Origin of the sequence: Flavobacterium sp. 1355, from assembly GCF_017833415.1 — a bacterium.
Taxonomy (GTDB): domain Bacteria; phylum Bacteroidota; class Bacteroidia; order Flavobacteriales; family Flavobacteriaceae; genus Flavobacterium.
This window is the reverse complement of the sequence record NZ_JAFICC010000001.1, coordinates 107,353-126,064: the sequence shown is the minus strand read 5'-3', so window position 1 is coordinate 126,064 and position 18,712 is coordinate 107,353. Positions and strand designations below refer to the sequence as shown.

Annotated in this window: 18 protein-coding genes; 9 read left to right on the top strand and 9 right to left on the bottom strand. The window is 32.6% G+C overall.

Annotated elements, in window-relative coordinates; all coding sequences use genetic code 11:
• Positions 1–78: 78 nt before the first annotated feature.
• Together JOD96_RS00555 and JOD96_RS00550 are read left to right on the top strand one after the other, a co-directional pair.
• Complete coding sequence (locus JOD96_RS00555; protein WP_209562316.1) at positions 79–717, top strand: hypothetical protein; 639 nt, start codon at positions 79–81, stop codon at positions 715–717.
• Positions 718–802: 85 nt separating this feature from the next.
• Complete coding sequence (locus tag JOD96_RS00550; protein ID WP_209562315.1) at positions 803–1,852, top strand: Fic family protein; 1,050 nt, start codon at positions 803–805, stop codon at positions 1,850–1,852.
• Positions 1,853–1,960: 108 nt separating this feature from the next.
• Here JOD96_RS00550 and JOD96_RS00545 read toward each other — a convergent pair whose 3' ends face one another.
• A complete protein-coding gene (locus JOD96_RS00545; protein ID WP_209562314.1) occupies positions 1,961–3,148 on the bottom strand; it encodes a M57 family metalloprotease in 1,188 nt (395 codons plus the stop codon).
• 399 nt (positions 3,149–3,547) lie between these two features.
• Complete coding sequence (locus JOD96_RS00540; protein ID WP_209562313.1) at positions 3,548–4,189, bottom strand: protein-L-isoaspartate(D-aspartate) O-methyltransferase; 642 nt, start codon at positions 4,187–4,189, stop codon at positions 3,548–3,550.
• Positions 4,190–4,332: 143 nt separating this feature from the next.
• Between JOD96_RS00540 and JOD96_RS00535 the strand changes: the two genes are divergently transcribed.
• The 7 genes from JOD96_RS00535 to JOD96_RS00505 all read left to right on the top strand — a co-directional run bounded on the left by JOD96_RS00535 (position 4,333) and on the right by JOD96_RS00505 (position 11,120).
• Positions 4,333–5,298, top strand: a complete 966-nt coding sequence (locus JOD96_RS00535) for a Gfo/Idh/MocA family protein (protein WP_209562312.1) — start codon at positions 4,333–4,335, stop codon at positions 5,296–5,298.
• Between the two features lie 92 nt (positions 5,299–5,390).
• Entirely contained in the window at positions 5,391–6,284 is an 894-nt protein-coding gene (locus JOD96_RS00530; RefSeq protein ID WP_209562311.1) for a 3-hydroxyacyl-CoA dehydrogenase family protein, read from the top strand.
• Between the two features lie 11 nt (positions 6,285–6,295).
• On the top strand, positions 6,296–6,955 hold the full coding sequence (locus JOD96_RS00525) for a YggS family pyridoxal phosphate-dependent enzyme (RefSeq protein ID WP_209562310.1): 660 nt from the start codon (positions 6,296–6,298) through the stop codon (positions 6,953–6,955).
• A 59-nt stretch (positions 6,956–7,014) separates the two neighbouring features.
• Complete coding sequence (locus JOD96_RS00520; protein WP_209562309.1) at positions 7,015–8,376, top strand: exonuclease domain-containing protein; 1,362 nt, start codon at positions 7,015–7,017, stop codon at positions 8,374–8,376.
• 30 nt (positions 8,377–8,406) lie between these two features.
• Positions 8,407–9,246 carry an ion transporter gene (locus JOD96_RS00515; protein WP_209562308.1) on the top strand — a complete coding sequence of 280 codons (840 nt, stop codon included), beginning with the start codon at positions 8,407–8,409 and terminating at the stop codon, positions 9,244–9,246.
• Positions 9,247–9,399: 153 nt separating this feature from the next.
• Positions 9,400–10,320, top strand: coding sequence for a tRNA (adenosine(37)-N6)-dimethylallyltransferase MiaA (gene miaA, locus JOD96_RS00510; RefSeq protein WP_209562307.1), 921 nt, complete (start codon positions 9,400–9,402; stop codon positions 10,318–10,320).
• A 59-nt stretch (positions 10,321–10,379) separates the two neighbouring features.
• Positions 10,380–11,120, top strand: coding sequence for an acyl-[acyl-carrier-protein] thioesterase (locus JOD96_RS00505; protein ID WP_209562306.1), 741 nt, complete (start codon positions 10,380–10,382; stop codon positions 11,118–11,120).
• A gap of 74 nt (positions 11,121–11,194) precedes the next feature.
• On the opposite strand, the gene JOD96_RS00500 is transcribed toward JOD96_RS00505, so the two are convergent.
• From JOD96_RS00500 to recN, 7 genes are all read right to left on the bottom strand, one after another.
• Complete coding sequence (locus tag JOD96_RS00500; protein WP_116754164.1) at positions 11,195–11,911, bottom strand: response regulator transcription factor; 717 nt, start codon at positions 11,909–11,911, stop codon at positions 11,195–11,197.
• Positions 11,912–11,914: 3 nt separating this feature from the next.
• The gene (locus tag JOD96_RS00495) at positions 11,915–13,501 is read right to left on the bottom strand and encodes a sensor histidine kinase (RefSeq protein ID WP_209562305.1); all 1,587 of its coding nucleotides are present in this window, start codon (positions 13,499–13,501) and stop codon (positions 11,915–11,917) included.
• A gap of 59 nt (positions 13,502–13,560) precedes the next feature.
• Complete coding sequence (coaE, locus tag JOD96_RS00490; RefSeq protein WP_209562304.1) at positions 13,561–14,157, bottom strand: dephospho-CoA kinase; 597 nt, start codon at positions 14,155–14,157, stop codon at positions 13,561–13,563.
• A 1-nt stretch (position 14,158) separates the two neighbouring features.
• A complete protein-coding gene (locus tag JOD96_RS00485) occupies positions 14,159–15,157 on the bottom strand; it encodes a glycosyltransferase (RefSeq protein WP_209562303.1) in 999 nt (332 codons plus the stop codon).
• A gap of 124 nt (positions 15,158–15,281) precedes the next feature.
• Positions 15,282–16,472: an enoyl-ACP reductase FabV gene (gene fabV, locus JOD96_RS00480; RefSeq protein WP_209562302.1), complete on the bottom strand. Its 1,191-nt coding sequence runs from the start codon at positions 16,470–16,472 to the stop codon at positions 15,282–15,284.
• Positions 16,473–16,491: 19 nt separating this feature from the next.
• Positions 16,492–17,013, bottom strand: coding sequence for a hypothetical protein (locus JOD96_RS00475; protein WP_209562301.1), 522 nt, complete (start codon positions 17,011–17,013; stop codon positions 16,492–16,494).
• Between the two features lie 12 nt (positions 17,014–17,025).
• Entirely contained in the window at positions 17,026–18,678 is a 1,653-nt protein-coding gene (gene recN / locus JOD96_RS00470) for a DNA repair protein RecN (protein ID WP_209562300.1), read from the bottom strand.
• Between the last annotated feature and the right edge of the window lie 34 nt (positions 18,679–18,712).

Genomic DNA, 18,712 nt, shown 5'->3' with positions numbered 1-18,712 from the left:
AAGCACATTACCTAAATAATTGTTTTCTAGTATTTTATACTTAAATTTACTATAGTATTAATTTTAAAGTATAAAACCATGAAGAAATATACCATTTTGTTAATCACTCTTTTTCTTATAAGCTGCAGCAGCAATACCTCAATTGTAAGTAGTTGGCGAGATCCTGATATCACTGTAGCACAGGAACAATTCAAAAAGGTTTTGGTTGTTGCATTAGTCAAAGATGAAGCTACCAGAAGAACTGCAGAGAACCGCATAGCGGCCAGCAATCCCATCTTCAAAACTTCCTATCAGTATATGAATGGAACTACTTTGCATTTAACTAAAGAACAACAGCTAAAAATTCTACAGGACGAAAATTTTGACGGCGTGGTTACTATGCGTCTCGTTAGTAAAGAAAAGGAAACTACTTATGTCCCGGGAACTTATACGGGAATGTACTATGGAGGTTTTGATGGAATGTATACGGGAATGTATGGATATGGTTTTGGAAATTGGTATGGAATGTATTCTCCAAATTTTTATGATCCGGGTTATTATCAGGAAACTACTTCATACATGGTAGAAACGAATATTTTTTCATTAAAACAAAATAAATTAATCTGGACAGGAACCACCAAATCTGAGTATGTGACTGATGTCGGACAAACTGTTGATGCTATTATGCAGGCTGTGGTAAAAGAAATGAGAAAAGATGGCTCACTTCCTCCAAAATAATAATTTCTAAAAGCAGTAATTCAATTATTGCTTTTTTTATTTATAAGGTAATGACTAAATTTGTCAAGACTAAAATTTTCATCAAATGAAATCTCTTTTAAAAAATGCCAGGGAAGCAAAAGGATTTAAAACAAGAGAATTGGCGCAGCTCGCTGATATTGACCAAGCTTTAATAAGCAAATTTGAATCCGGAACAAGGAAGCCAACCAAAGAGCAAATTTCTAAACTCGCACAGCTTTTAGAAATTGATTATGAAACACTTATGATTGCATGGCTCAAAGAGAAGATTCTTTATGAAATTGGCAACGACGAATTTGCATTGAAAGCTTTAAAACTTGCAGAACACGAAATTATTTACAATAAAACTGTTACAAATTTTAAGTTATCAACTTCATTAGAAAAAATTCTAAAAGAGATAGATTCACTAAAGGAAAAATTAGATTCTTATCGCAAATATGACAGTTATAAAATTAAACAGGCACTTGAATTAGAATACACATTTGAGAGTAATAGAATTGAAGGAAATACAATGACCCTTCGCGAAACTGACATGGTCATCAATGAAGGATTAACGATTTCAGGAAAAAGCATGCGGGAACATCTGGAAACCATTAATCATCAGGAAGCTATTGGTTTCATAAAAGACTTAATCAGTAAAAGCACTTCGTTAAATGAACGTGATCTCTTATCTATTCATAACTTAATTCTTCGGGGAATAATTCCTGAAGATGCGGGTCGTTACAGAAAAGTTCCCGTTATGATTCAGGAAAGTGCTCGTACCCCTCCTCAGCCTTTGATGGTTCAACAAGAGATGGAAAAATATTTTATTTGGTATGAAATCAACAAAAACAAATTACATCCTGTCATTTTAGCCGCAGAAATGCACGAAAGACTGATCGCAATACATCCTTTTATTGATGGAAACGGCAGAACATCCCGATTAATTATGAATTTAATTCTAATGCAAAAAGGGTATCCGATTGCAAATATAAAAGGAGATTACGAAAACCGAATTCAGTATTATAAATCTTTAGAAACAGCACATATCAAAAATGACAAAGAGGATTTTTTCCTTTTTATTGCTCAAATCCAAAAAGAAAGTCTCGAAAGATATATTAAAATACTCACCGAATAAAAAAGCCCAACTAAATTGGGCTTTACTAAATTATATAACCATATGATTTTCTTAAAATCTGAAATTATCATTCATAATACCTTGATAGTAATCTAAAATAATATCATCTTATTCATTGCTCAATAAATTATGTAAAACATATCCATAAATTAATGGATTTGAACCTTCTTTTTGAGTTGAATACATATCTTGTTTTCCAAAATTTTTAATGCAATATAAAGCAGTTGTTCCTGATTGTTTAGCAGAATACAAATACCCTAAAAGAATATCTTTTGATGATATCCGAGATGTACTTAATTTATGTCCCAGAGTAGCAACTCCGATTCCGAGATTTGATCTATATAGAGGCACCGTTCCGGGAACCTGCGTCGAAAATAAATATCCCGCTTCACCATCAAAAACATACCCCCCTTTGTCAGGAGTGATCTCACAAGCATCCGTTGAATAAAAATATAGTCCATTATGATATTGTCTAAATCTATATAGCTTTTTTGTCCCTGCAGCAACTGGATATAATGAACTAATTGCAATATTATCATAATAATTAAACTTATTCCATTCATGTACTGGAATTTGCATTACAGAACCCTCATCATAAAGAGGAGTACATGGAATTTGAGGACCAATATTTTCATTTGTATGTCTGAAACCAAAAGTATGTCCCAATTCATGGGTCATTGTACAAAGTTTTTTATATGCCTCTGAATTATTGTAGTAAGAATTTATTTGTATACTTCTTCCTGGCAAACGATTATATTGTGGTAAAGTAGCATAAGCCAGATTACCTGCTCCTTCTTTAATAACAGTAATATTAATACTTGAAGAAGTTGGAGAATCTATAATAGATACATGTATACTTGAATTTATGTTATTCCAATGAATAATTGCCTGATTTATTGCGGTTCGCCATTCTGCCGTAACTTCTGGAGCTATATAAATTTTTACATTCCCTGCTATTTCTGTAGTCATTTGAAACAGATCAGCCCTTTGATTAATTTTACTTGTCATTTTTGACTTAGAATAGTTAAAATGATCCCTAGCATCTTCAAAAGACATTTTTATGTCTCCATCAATTATAAAAGCATTTTTGTTTGAATCGCAAATAATTTTTTTGAAATCCATTTCTAAAGATTTTGAAAGAAAATTTCTTAAATGAATAATTTCATTTATTTCTTGTTCTGTCATCACTTTTTGCTCTACAACTTTATTGTCATCGTTGGAACATTGAATAAATATAGGCGAAAAGCATAGAGTAATTATTCCCCAAATTTTTCTCATTTTTTTTGTTTTTTTCATATTATACTAATTAGTTATCAATCAAATATAGTAAAAAAACTACATTAAATATTTTTATTAATAATTTTACAGTGTATTTTCTTATATATTTAAAAATAAAAACAACATCACCACAAATCATTTTTAATTACTTTATCTCTATAATTATTTGTCGCGATTTCAGTCCGAAAAAACACACAAGGTAATATGAATTTTAGCCAAAGTGGCTAAATTTCATAAGTAACAAAAATAAAAAGAGGCTGTCTCAGAACTAAAAAGGAAATTCAACTAATTACTCTTCAAACAAATTGGCTTTAAAAGCAATTTTAGAGTCTAAAAAAGTATAATTTATAATGATTTTCTGTTTAAAGATAAAGAGCAAGAGGTAATCTCATAGTATTTAAGAATCTTCTCTTCATTCTAATTTTTATCTTCTAATAAAGGAACGAATCTAAATTCTCCAAACTCATGTTTCTCAAATTGCGTTTCGTTTTTACGAATTAACAGTGTCATTATCTGTACATCTTCACCAAGCGGGATAACAAGTCTTCCTCCTATTTTTAACTGCGCCATTAATGGCTTCGGAATAAAAGGTGCACCTGCCGTAACTATAATACTGTCAAACGGTGCGTGATTGGGTAATCCTTTATAACCATCTCCAAAAGAAAGGTGCTTGGGACGAATATTTAGTTTTGGAAATAAATTGGAAGTTGCCTTAAACAATTCATTTTGACGCTCTACGCTATATACTTTAGCGCCAAGCATAAACAAAACGGCTGTCTGGTAACCGGAGCCTGTACCAATTTCCAATACTTTATGGTCTTTCTTAACTTCTAATAATTGTGATTGAAATGCAACAGTGTAAGGTTGCGAAATTGTCTGCCCTGCTCCTATCGGAAATGCTTTGTCCTGATAAGCATAGTCTTCAAAACTCGAATTCAGAAAAAGATGTCTCGGTATTTTTTTTATTGCCTCCAAAACAGCTCTATCGGTAATCCCTTTTTGTTCTAAAGTGCTTACTAATTGATTACGAAGTCCTTGATGTTTTGCAGTATCTTTCAAAATGGGTAGGTTTTATTGTTGCAAAAATAAGAAACTAAAAAGTAAATCAAATATTGATTTTTAATTATTAAATCGCTAAATCTTTGTTCCATTCATTTTCACTTTCGACAAATAAATTATATTTTTGTTTAAAATACATTCTCATGTTAAAAGTAGGAGTTTTAGGTGCTGGTCATCTTGGTAAAATACATTTACGTTTATTACAACAATCTGACAAATACGAATTAGTTGGATTTTACGACGAAAATCAGGAAAATGCCGAAAGAATTTCAAAAGAGTTTGGCTATAAAAACTTCAGCACCATTGCAAAATTAATTCACGCTGTCGATGTTATTGACATTGTCACACCCACACTTTCGCATTATAAATGTGCTAAAGTAGCCATAAAATCAGGAAAACATATCTTTATAGAAAAGCCGATCTCTAACACGGTTGAAGAAGCTGAAGAAATTATTGCTTTGGCAAAAGAATACAATGTAAAAGGCCAGGTTGGTCACGTTGAGCGTTTTAACCCTGCCTTTATCGCTACAAAAAACATGATCGAAAATCCGATGTTTATAGAAACACATCGCTTGGCCGAATTTAATCCGCGCGGAACAGACGTTCCTGTAGTGTTAGATTTAATGATCCATGACATTGATGCTATTTTGAGTGTTGTAAATTCAGAGGTAAAAAAGATTAACGCAAGCGGAGTTTCTGTAATTAGTGATACTCCAGACATTGCAAATGCGAGAATTGAATTCGAAAATGGATGTGTTGCGAATTTAACGGCCAGCAGAATTTCGATGAAAAACATGCGTAAAACTCGTTTCTTTCAGAAAGATGCATATATTTCTGTTGACTTTCTGGAGAAAAAATGCGAAGTAGTGCGTATGAAAGATGCACCGGAAGTACCGGGAGATTTTGATATGATTCTTCAAAATGCCGAAGGTGTCAAAAAACAAATCTACTTTACAAATCCGGATGTAGAGCAAAACAATGCAATTCTTGATGAATTGGAATCGTTTGCAAATGCAATCAAAACAGATACAACTCCGGTCGTTACATTGGAACAAGCTACAGATGCATTACGTGTGGCTTATCAAATCATTGATTGTTTCAAAAAGTAAAATCAAACATAACTTATATTTTTTTAAGGTTTAAAGCTGGCAAAAAAGCCTCTTTAGACCTTAACTTTTAAAAACAAAATACCTAAAATTAAATGAAAACTATCGCTGTAATTGGAGCAGGAACAATGGGTAACGGAATTGCACACACTTTTGCACAAAGTGGTTTTACCGTAAAACTAATTGACGTTTCAGAGAAATCATTAGACAAAGGAATGGCAACTATTGCTGCAAACCTGGACAGAATGTTATCTAAAGGAACGATTACTCAGGAAGAAGTCGCCAAAACAATAACCAATATTATTACTTATACAGATATTAAAGACGGCGTTGTTGGTGTTGATTTAGTAGTTGAGGCGGCTACAGAAAATGTAGAGTTAAAATTGAATATTTTCAAACAATTAAACGAAGCCTGTTCTCATAATACTATTCTGGCAACAAATACTTCATCTATTTCTATAACACAAATTGGAGCCGTTGTTTCACATCCTGAACGTGTTATTGGAATGCACTTTATGAATCCCGTGCCTATTATGAAATTAGTTGAAATCATCCGCGGATATAATACCAGCGATGAAATAACTAAAATCGTCATGGATTTATCTGAAAAGTTAGGTAAAGTTCCGGTTGAAGTAAACGATTATCCCGGTTTTGTGGCAAACAGAATTTTAATGCCTATGCTAAACGAGGCAATTGAAACGTTATATAATAAAGTTGCCGGAGTTTATGAAATTGATACCGTAATGAAATTAGGAATGGGACACCCAATGGGACCGCTTCAACTAGCTGATTTTATTGGTCTGGATGTTTGTCTCGCCATTCTAAATGTAATGTACGACGGATTTAAAAATCCAAAATATGCTCCTTGCCCATTATTGGTAAATATGGTTCGTGCAGGAAAATTGGGTGTAAAATCCGGTGAAGGTTTTTATGATTACAGCGAAAGCAAAAAAGCAGAGAAAATCTCTAAGCAATTTATTCTTTCATAAAAAGAAATATCATGTCGATTCAATCGAATTTAAATACAATCAGGGAAAGTTTGCCTGAACACGTAACTTTAGTTGCTGTTTCTAAAACAAAACCTGTTTCAGACTTAATGCAGGCCTATGAAGCCGGTCAACGCATTTTCGGAGAAAATAAAATCCAGGAAATGACCGATAAATGGGAACAAATGCCAAAAGACATTCAATGGCATATGATTGGTCACGTTCAGTCGAATAAAGTCAAATTTATGGCACCATTTGTGAGTTTGATCCATGGTGTTGACAGTCTGAAATTATTACAGGAAATTAACAAACAAGCTTTAAAAAATAACCGCATTATAGATTGTCTTCTTCAGGTTTACATTGCCGAAGAAGAATCAAAATTTGGTTTAGACGAAAGCGAATTAAAAGAACTTTTAACTGATGTAGCGTTCAAAGAGTTAAAAAATATTCGTATCTTAGGTTTAATGGGAATGGCAACTTTCACAGAAGACCAAAACCAAATAAAAAAAGAATTTACACATTTAAAATCTATTTTTGACTCCATTAAAACAAATAAAACTTCAAATTGTCAATTAAGTACAATTTCAATGGGGATGTCCGGCGATTATCAATTAGCAATTGAGTGCGGCAGCACAATGGTTCGTATCGGAAGCAGCATTTTTGGAGGCCGATAACGCCAATTACAAATTATAGATTTTAACCAATTACTAAGAACCCTGACAGAATACAGAATTTGTACGCAATACTAGACATAGAAACAACCGGAGGCCAGTTTAATGAAGAAGGAATTACCGAAATCGCCATCTATAAATTTGATGGACATGAAGTAGTTGACCAATTTATTAGCCTTGTCAATCCCGAAATTCCGATTCAGCCCTTTGTGGTTAAATTAACCGGAATTAATAACGCTATGTTGCGTTCTGCTCCCAAATTTTTTGAAGTAGCAAAAAGAATAATCGAAATTACTTCCGATTGTATTATAGTAGCACACAATGCTTCTTTTGATTACCGTATCCTTCGCACAGAGTTTCGCCGTCTGGGCTACGATTTTGAAGCCAAAACACTTTGCACAGTAGAACTTGCCAAAAAGCTTATTCCTGAGCAAACATCATATAGTTTAGGAAAATTGGTCCGCGCACTCGGCATCCCGATGGCAGACAGGCACCGTGCCAGCGGAGACGCAATGGCAACTGTAAAGCTGTTTAAAATGCTTTTGGAAAAAGACCTGGAAAAAACAATCGTAAAAGATTTTATAAAACTCGAAGTAGAAAAAGGTATCGCTCCAAAACTATTGGATCTGGTAAATCAAATGCCAGCCAAAACCGGTATTTATTATATTTATAATGAAGCAGGTACACTTATTTATATCGGCAAAAGCCAAAATATAAAAAAGCGGATCAACCAGCATTTTACAGGAATCACAACCAAAAGCAAAAGAATTCAGGCAGAAGTTTTTACCATTACCTATGATGAAACCGGCAGTGAGCTGATCGCACTTTTAAAAGAAAGTGAAGAAGTAAAAATAAATCGTCCCAGATACAACCGTTCACAACGAAAAACATTTTTTCCATACGCCTTATACGCCGAAAAAGACAGCAACGGATATCTTAATTTAAAGCTTGAAAAAGCAGATGGCAGAAAAAAAGAAATCACATCTTACGCCAATATCCAGGAAGGCAAAAACGCCCTTTTCAGGTTAACAGCAAAATATACACTCTGTCAAAAATTAACCGGATTATATCAAACCAATAAAGAATGTTTTCAATACAAAATCAAAGAATGTGATGGTGCTTGTATAGGAGAAATTACTCCAGAAATATACAACGCAAGAGTTAAAGAATTGCTGGCTGAAAATAGTTTCGAAAACAAAAGCATGATTCTGATAGACAGAGGAAGAAATGTAAATGAAAGAAGTGCTGTTTTAATAGAAAATGGTATATATAAAGGATATGCCTATTATGATTTGAATTATCAAATTACAAATATTGACATCCTCAAAAATATCCTCATTCCGATGCAAAATAACCGGGATGTCAAAAACATAATTCACAATTACATCCGAAAAAGCAAAAACCTTAAAATTCTTCACTTTTAATACTTACAAACATTACGTATCTTCGTAGGAATGACAAAAAACAAATCAAAATACGAGATTTTTAGAGAAAGAGTTAAAATAATTCTTTACGGAACCAATACAGTTTTAGGACGTATGTTCGATTTGGTTCTTCTTGGATTAATTTTATTAAGTGTTCTTTTGGTCATGCTCGATACAGTCGAAAGTATCAGTTATAAATATCATTCATATCTACTTATTTGTGAATGGATTATCACTATTTTCTTTACAATCGAATATCTTTTGCGTGTAATTTCCATTCAAAAACCCATCAAATATATCTTTAGTTTCTATGGCATTATAGACCTTTTGGCAATATTGCCTATGTATCTTTCCATATTCTTCCCAGCAACAAGTGTGCTCACAATGATACGTGTACTTCGTTTTCTCAGATTGTTCAAAATTCTGCATATTCCTCAGATTTCACATCAATCATTTCAATTAAAAGAAGCACTTGAAGCCAGTAAAGAAAAAATCCTTGTTTTTATCTATTTTGTTAGTATAAGTGCCGTAATCATTGGCGCCATGATGTATGTGGTAGAAGGCAAAGAAAGCGGTTTTACAAGCATTCCAGTAGGCATCTATTGGGCAATAGTAACCTTAACAACAGTAGGTTACGGCGATATATCTCCTGCAACTCCGTTAGGACAATTTTTGGCCTCTTTAGTAATGATAATGGGTTACGGAATAATAGCTGTACCAACCGGTATTGTTACTGCAGAATTTGCCAAAAGCAGTTTAAGGAACAACTCCGTCAGTACAAAAAAAACATGCAAAAAATGCAACTCTCAAGTCCACTTTGACAGTGCAAAATATTGCTACGAATGTGGTACAGAATTACCCAATAATTAATTTATGAAGCCAATCCAGCTGTACATTACAACTCCTCATTATAATTGTTATTTTTTCAAGGCATAAAAGGAGCTTCCGCTGGTCGCTCTTTTATACCAGAAAAAACTAACAACTATAATTCCGGGGTTTCCATTTCCATCCGGGCTAAAAAATATGAAATATCTAATAACCATTGTCGGACCAACAGCTATAGGAAAAACAGCCTTAAGCATTACTTTGGCGCAACACTTTAATTGCGAAATTATATCCTGCGACAGCCGTCAGTTTTTCAAAGAAATGACAATTGGCACGGCCGTTCCCAGTCAGGAAGAACTGGCAGCTGCGAAACATCATTTTATACAAAACAAATCAATATTCGAAAATTACACAGTTGGAGATTACGAAAAAGAAGCATTACAAAAACTCGACGAATTATATAAAACCAACGATTTTGCCATCTTAATTGGTGGGTCTGGTTTATATGTAGACGCCATTTTAAAGGGCTTTGACGAATTTCCCGAAATTGATCCTGCAATACGATCTGAAGTAAATTCCAACTATGAAAAACTAGGAATTGAATACCTTCAACAGCAATTAAAGAAACTGGATCCTGATTATTATCAAAAAATAACTCTCGAAAATCCGCAAACATTACAAAATCCACAACGAATGATGCGCTTTGTAGAAGTCTGTATTGGATCAGGAAAGCCTTATTCCTCATTTTTAAACCAAAAAAAGAACAACAGGACCTTTACCCCTATCCTTATTGGATTAGATGCTGACAGAGAAGTTATTTACAACAGAATCAACCAGCGGGTAGATATTATGATGAATCAGGGATTACTGGAAGAAGTAAAAGAGTTGTATCCTAATAAAGCGTTAAATGCACTTCAAACGGTCGGTTATAGAGAATTATTTAGTTATTTTGATGGAGAATTCTCATTGCCGTTCGCAATCGAAGAAATCAAAAAAAATACAAGAAGATTCTCTAAAAGACAATTAACCTGGTTCAAAAGAAACGAAAACACAAGATGGTTTGATTATGCAACAGATAGAAAAGAAATAATAAAATACATCGAAGAAAATCTAAAGTAAAAACAAAACTTTTTCTATACTCTTCACTCTATTCTCTAAAAATAAATCTAAAATTCAAAATGCCAATATCTCCAAATTTCACTTCAGTATTAAGCAAAGACTGGGAAATAAATTTCACACAATGTACCCCAAATGGATATTTAAAATATACAGATTTATGCAATTTGCTTCAATTAACTGCTGCTGCACATTCAGAAGTTGGAGGAATCAGCTTTACAGACATGCAGAAATTTGATCAGGCATGGGTTTTAAGCAGGATGCGCGTAGAAATTACAGCCTTACCAAAATGGCAGGATGTTGTAACTGTGAAGACGTGGATTAACAGTCTGGAAAATTCCCGTTCTGTCCGCGCACTCGAAATGTATGTAAATGGAGAAAAAATAGTGGGAAGCGAAACATTTTGGGCTGTATTTAACACTAGAACACGCCGTCCTGAGGGATTGGCTTTGCCATATGAACACTTTGAACTTTTTCCTGAAAAAAGAGCAACACTGGAAGGGTTCTCTAAAATAAATGTAAATCCTGAAAAAGAATCTGTATTTGAAAAAACGGTGTATTTATCAGATCTGGATATTGTAAATCATGCAAATAATGTAAAATACCTGGAGTGGTGTCTAGATCATGTTGAACCTGAAAAAATCTTAAAACAACAGATTAAAAGCTTCGAAATGAATTTTATGAAAGAACTATCACTAAATGACAATGTCGTAATTCATGAAAGTGAAACAGAAGCTGACACAACTTTCAGCATTACGAAGGAAGACAAAACATGTTTTGCCTTGCAGCTAAACTGGAAATAAGATTCTGTTTTGAACAATAAAAAAGCTCTGATTTCTCAGAGCTTTATATTTTTATTAAGTGAAGTCGAATTAATTTATTCAGTTACTTTGCTTTTAACAACTAGTCTGAAACCTTCACCATGAATATTTAAAATTTCTACATCCTCATCAGATTTTAGATATTTTCTAAGTTTAGCGATGTAAACGTCCATACTTCTTGAAGTAAAGTAGTTATCATCTCTCCAGATTTTAGTCAATGCTAATTCTCTTGGCATCAAATCGTTTTCATGAAGAATTAACATTTTAAGCAATTCATTTTCTTTTGGTGACAATTTGATTGGCTCTTCATCCTGAAAAGTCAGGAATCTTAATTTTGAATTTAAGTGAAATTTACCAATATTAAATTCAAACTGAACTTGCTCAGCTTTTGTGTCAGCAGATTTTCTTTGAATAATTGCTTTAATTTTCATTAATAAAACTTCTGAATCAAAAGGTTTATTTAAATAATCATCAGCACCAGCTTTATATCCTTTTAACACATCTTCTTTCATAGATTTTGCTGTTAAAAAAATAATAGGCACTTCGCTGTTTTTTTCTCTAATTTCTTTCGCTAAAGTGTAACCATCTTTATAAGGCATCATTACATCCAGAATGCATAAATCATATACATCTTTTTTGAATTTTTCGAACCCTTCCATACCGTTTTTAGCTAAAGTAACTTCAAAGTCATTTAACATTAGATAATCTTTAAGAACAGCGCCAAAATTTAGGTCATCTTCTACTAAAAGTATTCTTTTGTTATTATTTTCCATATTTTAATTTATTAATGGTATTTTTATTATAAAGGTGCTACCTTTTCCTTTTTCGCTTTCAACATATACTTGACCATTGTGATCCTCAACTATTCTTTTTACATACGCAAGACCCAAACCGTGTCCTTTTACATTATGCAAATCTCCCGTGTGCTCTCTGTAGAATTTCTCAAAAACTCTCTTTTGAGCTATTTTACTCATACCCAAACCATGATCTCTGACTTTTATCAGTATTACGTCCTTGACATTTTCTGTAAAAATTTCAATTTCAGGAGTATTAGGAGAATATTTTATTGCATTTTCTAAAATATTTACAAGGACATTTGTAAAATGGACTTCATTTATCAAACAAGTTGTTCTGGCCGCATTAAAATGCTTAACAACAGTTCCTTTTCTATCTTCTAAAATTAGATTTACGTGTTCAATTGCATCATCAATTATATCATGAATTACAGTTGGTTCTTTAGTGATATCTAATTCTCTTTTTTCTAATTTCGAAATTCGAAGTACATTCTCTACCTGAGCATGCATCCTTTTGTTTTCGTCCCTGATCATTTGCAGATATCGAAAGACTTTCTCTTTATCTTCAATAATCTTAGGATTTCTAATTGCATCCAGAGCCAAATTAATTGTCGCAATTGGAGTTTTAAACTCATGCGTCATATTATTTATAAAATCTGTTTTGATTTCAGAAATATGTTTTTGACGTAATAATTGATTCAATGCACTTGTATAAGCTACTATAATAATTAGTGTAAAAATTATTGATAGTATGGTAATGCTTAATAGCTCAGATAATAAAAACTTCTTTTTGTGAGGGAATGTAATATACAATTCATATTTACTACTTCCTTCGTTATTAGTAAAGATGGGCACGTGGTAACTTGCATCTTTATCATAATGAAAGGCATCTGATCTGACTTTAGTTGCGAGACCGCTATTTAGAACCCCGAATTCAAATTTAGTTTTGACACCGTATTCTTCAAGTTCTTTTTTAAGAAGTCCGTGCAATTTCTCTTTGGAGATTCTTTCTTCAAGAGGTAAAGCATCTGCAGCATCTTTTATTGATATCTCCTGCTGTACCTTATTTAAAATATCAAGGCTGCCTGTTTTTTCAATTTTAATATCCGGTATAATACTTTGTCCTAGAACATTATTATCAATACCATTATTATTGTTATAGATTTCAGTAACTCTTTTTGAACTGAAATTCCTAAATCTTTCACTGCTGAATTTTTTATTAAACAGTGATCCATTCATATCATAATCCTCAGCACTTAACGTGTTAGTGTATACAATAGTTTTATTTGTCTTTTTATTTCTCTGAACAAATAAAACCTGAAGTAAATCTTCTTTTTTTGGAATTTTACCTGTACTGTCTTTTATTTTGTTTACCTGATCGGCAAAACTGTACAATTCTTGCTTTTCAAGCTTATCAGCAACATTACCAATTACTTGGGTTACATGATATTTAAACTGTTCGTCATTATTCTTAAAAGACGAGTTAAACCAATATACCTGAACCAGAATTATCCCTATTAAGGACAAGCTCATTAGCAAAACAAGTATTCTAAAAAATAATTTATTCATCGAAACAAAATTAATATTTTAACAATATACTAAATAATACATTAACCAAATATTAACATTTAAGACTGATTTTGTTTAATATTCAAAATTTTAAGAATTTTAACAACTTCTTGTTTAGCATTTTTAAGATTATCGTTATTAATTACAAAATTGCTTCCGGAAATTCTTTTTTCATCATTCCATTGCATTTTCATGCGGCTTAAAACCTGAGCTTTTGTGGTATTGTCTCGCTTTAAGACCCTGTCTATCCTCACTTCTTCGGGAGCAGTAACTGTTATAATTAAATCACATTCTTTATATCGGCCGCTTTCAAATAATATTGCAGCTTCGTAAATAACGTATTCATAATTTTGATGTTCCAATAACCATGCCTCAAAATCTCTTTTAACGGCCGGATGCACTATACTATTTAACTGATTTAGTTTATCCTTATCATTAAATACAATCTCTGCTAATTTTGCCCTGTTTAAAATAGTATCGTCAAAAATGGCATTCCCAAAAGTTTCTTTTATACTATCAATTATACTTTGAGACTGCATTACATTTTTGGCTCCGTCATCAGCTATATAAACAGGAACTCCTAATTCTTTAAAATAATTAGCAATAGTTGTTTTACCACTGCCAATTCCGCCCGTTAAGCCAATAACTTTTGTCATACTATACTTTAAAAAACATACGAGGAAAAGCTTCTTGTGGTTTTTTCTTTAAAAGAATAATTTTAACGAATGATTCTAAAAATCCTGTTCCATAACCATAGAATTGTTTCCAAACTGCTATTACAGACAGATATCCAATTTTAATACTTTTATTCTGAATACTTGCTGTAAGAAAAATTATAACGAAATATACAAAATATAATTGTAAAAAAATATCAAAATTGAATATTAATAGTAAAAAAGCTATTAACAATCCTACAATAAATACTGTCGGAAAGAAGAATGTCAGCTTATTATGTTCTGGGTACCAGCTATTTAATATAGGTCTTGCAATCCCAAATTTATGTACCTGAACAGAGAATTTTTCCCAGTCTATCCTACGTTTATGATAAACAAAAGCATCGGGAAACAATCTGGTTTCAAAACCTAAATTCCATAAACGAATCGAAAGATCAGGATCTTCTCCCGGATGTATATTACCAAAGCCTTTTGAAGCCTCAAACGCTTTTTTTGAAATCCCCATATTAAAACTTCGGGGCTGAAATTTAGTTATCTTCTCTGAGCCCCCACGAATTCCGCCGGTTGTAAGAAATGAGGTCATAGCAAAGTTAATCGCTTTCTGAATATTCGAAAAACTGGCAAGCGCTTTATCCGGCCCTCCAAAACAATCTACATATTGTGTATTTAATTCTTTTCTAACTTCAGTCAGATAATTGGGCGGAATAATACAATCTGAATCAAAAATGATAAAATAATCACCTCTCGCCTTTTGCATTCCAAAATTTCTTGAATCTCCAGGCCCTGAATTCTCTTTAAAGTAATAGGAAATATTGAGTTTTCCCTGATAGTTCATTACAACATCTTTGCATGGTATTGATGAACCGTCTTCGACCAGAACAATTTCAAATGCTTCATTATAATCAGATTTAGTCAGGCTTTCTAAAAGTTCATCAACTTCATCCGGGCGATTATACACGGGTATAATTAAAGAAAAAATCATAATGGAATATGAGGTATTAAAGTAGTAATTATTGTTAATCTAAAAATTTTAACAAAGATATGGTATATTCACAAAAAAACCATCAACTTTTGGTTGATGGTTTTTCATTTATCGTAATCTGTATTTATTTGATACTTTCTATCTCAACTACCTCATTTGCTTCTGCTTTGTAGTCAACTCCTTCAAATTCAAATCCGAATAAGTTTAGAAAATCATTTCTGTATCCTGCTAAATCTCCTATCTCCGGTAAAGTTTCTGTAGTTGCTTCTAACCAAAGTTTAGCTACTTTAGCCTGAACATCATCACGCATTTCCCAATCATCGATTCTGATTCTTCCTTTGTCGTCTGTTGGAACTTCTGATCCGTTGTATAATCTATCCTGAAACAAACGTTGAATCTGCTCGATACAACCTTCATGAATTCCTTCTTCTTTCATAATTTTATACAAAAGGGAAATATATAAAGGAATTACCGGAATTGCTGAACTCGCCTGAGTAACCAAAGCTTTATTTACTGACACATACGCTTTTCCTCCAACAGATTTTAAACTGTCAGTGATAGAAAATGCTGTAGCCTCCAAATGATCTTTTGCACGGCCAATAGTTCCTTTACGGTAAACCGCCTCTGTCAATGATGGTCCAATATATGAATATGCTACTGTAGTAGCGCCTTCTGCTAATAAATTTTCACTTTTTAAAGCATCAATCCACATAGCCCAGTCTTCACCTCCCATTACAGCAACTGTGTTTTCAATATCTTCTTCAACTGCCGGAGCAATAGAAACCTCAGACACTTTTCCTGTATGGAAATCAACAGTTTTATTTGTAAAGGTTTGTCCAATTGGTTTTAAAACTGAACGGTGCATAACTCCTGTATTAGGATTTGTACGCACAGGAGAAGCCAAACTATAAATTATAAGATCTACTTGTCCTAAATCTGCTTTTATTAAATCAAGAGTTTCTCTTTTTATTTCGTTTGAAAATGCATCACCATTGATACTTTTTGCATATAAACCCGCTTTATGAGCTTCTTTTTCAAATGCTGCAGAATTATACCATCCCGGAGAAGCTGTTTTTCCTTCAACCGGTGGTTTTTCGAAAAACACTCCAATTGTTGCTGCACCAGAACCAAAAGCACTAGTAATTCTTGAAGCTAGCCCGAAACCTGTAGAAGCACCAATCACTAAAACTTTTTTAGCTCCATTGATTTCTCCTTTTGATTTGACATATTTGATTTGATTTTTAACATTTTGTTCAGCTCCCTCAGGATGGGCAGTCAAACAAATAAATCCTCTCATTCTAGGTTCTATAATCATCTTGTAATTATTTATTGTATTAATTGAGTTTTAGTTTTAATTTTTCAAAAATAGACATTTTATCCTTAACCCTTTTCATGTTAGCATTCATATTGTCTATAAAATTTGGATTCAGAGCATTTTTTTTGGCCAGTTTATAATAATTATAAGCCGAAATATATTCGCTTTCATATTCTGCCATTCTTCCTAATTCGCTGTTAAAAGAAGAATGATCTACGTTTTCTAAATTTTTCATCGTAAAGCTAATGTGCTCTTTAGCTTCTGCATATCGTCCTATATCAATAAGCAAATAAGTAAAATTCAGATAAGGTGCGGGATATTTTGGTTCGAATTTCATGGCTAGTTTATAATGATAAATTCCTTTATCATAATTACTTAATTTATTATAATAAATCCAGCCTAAATGATTATGAGCTTTTCCAAAGTCAGGATACTGTGCTAATATTTCTTCTAATAATTCTTTTCCATCAGCGATATTACCTTCAGATATTAATGAATCGGCTTTTATAAATTGGTTTTCATAATGACTCAAACTTTCCATATTTCAGTATTCTTAATTTAATAATTCTTTTGCGTGGTTTAATGCTGAATTTGAGATGTTGGCCCCCGAAAGCATCTGGGCAATTTCTACAATTCTTTCTTCCTGAGACAGCAATTTTAGTTCAGATTGCGTATCATTATCAACGGTTGATTTGAAAACTTTAAAATGCGAATCACCTTTTGCAGCTATTTGCGGAAGGTGCGTAATGGCAAATATTTGCATGGCAGTACTCATTTCTTTCATAATCTCGCCCATCCTGATTGCAATTTCTCCTGAAACACCAGTATCAATTTCGTCAAAAATTAAAGTTGGTAATTTGGAGTATTTTGCCAAAACTGCCTTAACGGCCAGCATAATACGTGACATTTCTCCGCCGGAAGCAACTTTTTTCAATAACCCGAAATCAGTTCCTTTATTTGCTGAAAAAAGGAATTGCAATTCGTCTTTTCCATTTTGAAAATAAGTTTCAGAAGGTATAAGTTCTATTTTAAAACGAACATTTGGCATTCCTAAAGTTTCTAAAATCGAAATTAACTGATTTGACAGAACCGGAATTGCATTTTGTCTGTTTTGATGTATTGTATGTGAAAAAGCATCTAATTCCTGAACTTTTTGTTCAATTGATTTTGATAACGCAGCTATTTCTTCTTCAATATTACCTAATTCGATAACAGCTGTTTCTAAATCTGCCTGAATCTGAAGCAACTCTTCTACAGAAGAAACCTGATGCTTCTTCTGGAGATTATAAATTAATTGCAGTTTCTGATTCGTCAGCTCTAACTTTTCAGGATCATTTAATAATTTTTCTGAAACATTTTCTAATTCTTTTGAAATATCATCAAATTCGATTGTTAGGCTTGAAATTCTTTCAAAAACATTCTGATAATCAGGAGAAAAAGAAACTATTTTATGAAGCGCATTTTTGATTTCATTAAGATTATGAAAAACGCCAAATTGCTCTTCATTGGCAATAGACAGAGATTTTTCTATTGATTCTTTTATAATTTCAACATTATTTAGTTTTTCAAAATCAGCTTCCAATTCTTTCTGCTCTCCAGATTTGAGTTTGGCGGTAACTAATTCATTCAATAAAAAAGTATTATACTCTTGTTCCTTGCCAGAATCGCTTTGTTTTTTCAACAAAGCATTTAGTTTTGATTTATCTGTTTTGTACTCTTTTAGAAGTTTCTGATACGAATTGATCGTTTCGGAATTATTTGCAATGGCATCAATTATTTTAAATTGAACATTTTCATCAGACAACTCCTGAGTTTGCTGCTGCGAATGAATGTCTATCAAAAACAAACTTAAATCCTGTAATTCCTGAAGATTAACCGGACTGTCATTAATAAAAGCACGTGATTTTCCCGAAGGTAAAATTTCACGTCTTATGATAGTTTCTTCTTCATAATCGAGATCATTTGCTTCAAAAAAAGCTGCCAAATTGTATTTGGAGATTTCAAACTGCGCCTCAATTACACATTTTTCCTCTTTATTTTTTAAGGAAGTTAAATCGGCCCTTTTTCCTAAAACCAAACCTAAAGCTCCTAAAATAATTGATTTACCTGCCCCAGTTTCACCCGTAATTATAGAAAAACCTTTTGAAAAATCAATAGAAAGTTTCTCAATCAGAGCATAATTTTTAATAGACAGTGAAGTGATCATATGAAAAATAATAAAATATAAGTTAAGAAAGCTT

Excerpts from the sequence above, each read along its gene's own strand:
- JOD96_RS00555 (WP_209562316.1), top strand. The coding sequence starts at position 79 with ATGAAGAAATATACCATTTTGTTAATCACTCTTTTTCTTATAAGCTGC.
- JOD96_RS00550 (WP_209562315.1), top strand. The coding sequence starts at position 803 with ATGAAATCTCTTTTAAAAAATGCCAGGGAAGCAAAAGGATTTAAAACA.
- JOD96_RS00545 (WP_209562314.1), bottom strand. The coding sequence starts at position 3,148 with ATGAAAAAAACAAAAAAAATGAGAAAAATTTGGGGAATAATTACTCTA.
- JOD96_RS00535 (WP_209562312.1), top strand. The coding sequence starts at position 4,333 with ATGTTAAAAGTAGGAGTTTTAGGTGCTGGTCATCTTGGTAAAATACAT.
- JOD96_RS00530 (WP_209562311.1), top strand. The coding sequence starts at position 5,391 with ATGAAAACTATCGCTGTAATTGGAGCAGGAACAATGGGTAACGGAATT.
- JOD96_RS00525 (WP_209562310.1), top strand. The coding sequence starts at position 6,296 with ATGTCGATTCAATCGAATTTAAATACAATCAGGGAAAGTTTGCCTGAA.
- JOD96_RS00515 (WP_209562308.1), top strand. The coding sequence starts at position 8,407 with ATGACAAAAAACAAATCAAAATACGAGATTTTTAGAGAAAGAGTTAAA.
- miaA (WP_209562307.1), top strand. The coding sequence starts at position 9,400 with ATGAAATATCTAATAACCATTGTCGGACCAACAGCTATAGGAAAAACA.
- JOD96_RS00505 (WP_209562306.1), top strand. The coding sequence starts at position 10,380 with ATGCCAATATCTCCAAATTTCACTTCAGTATTAAGCAAAGACTGGGAA.
- JOD96_RS00500 (WP_116754164.1), bottom strand. The coding sequence starts at position 11,911 with ATGGAAAATAATAACAAAAGAATACTTTTAGTAGAAGATGACCTAAAT.
- JOD96_RS00495 (WP_209562305.1), bottom strand. The coding sequence starts at position 13,501 with ATGAATAAATTATTTTTTAGAATACTTGTTTTGCTAATGAGCTTGTCC.
- coaE (WP_209562304.1), bottom strand. The coding sequence starts at position 14,157 with ATGACAAAAGTTATTGGCTTAACGGGCGGAATTGGCAGTGGTAAAACA.
- JOD96_RS00485 (WP_209562303.1), bottom strand. The coding sequence starts at position 15,157 with ATGATTTTTTCTTTAATTATACCCGTGTATAATCGCCCGGATGAAGTT.
- fabV (WP_209562302.1), bottom strand. The coding sequence starts at position 16,472 with ATGATTATAGAACCTAGAATGAGAGGATTTATTTGTTTGACTGCCCAT.
- JOD96_RS00475 (WP_209562301.1), bottom strand. The coding sequence starts at position 17,013 with ATGGAAAGTTTGAGTCATTATGAAAACCAATTTATAAAAGCCGATTCA.
- recN (WP_209562300.1), bottom strand. The coding sequence starts at position 18,678 with ATGATCACTTCACTGTCTATTAAAAATTATGCTCTGATTGAGAAACTT.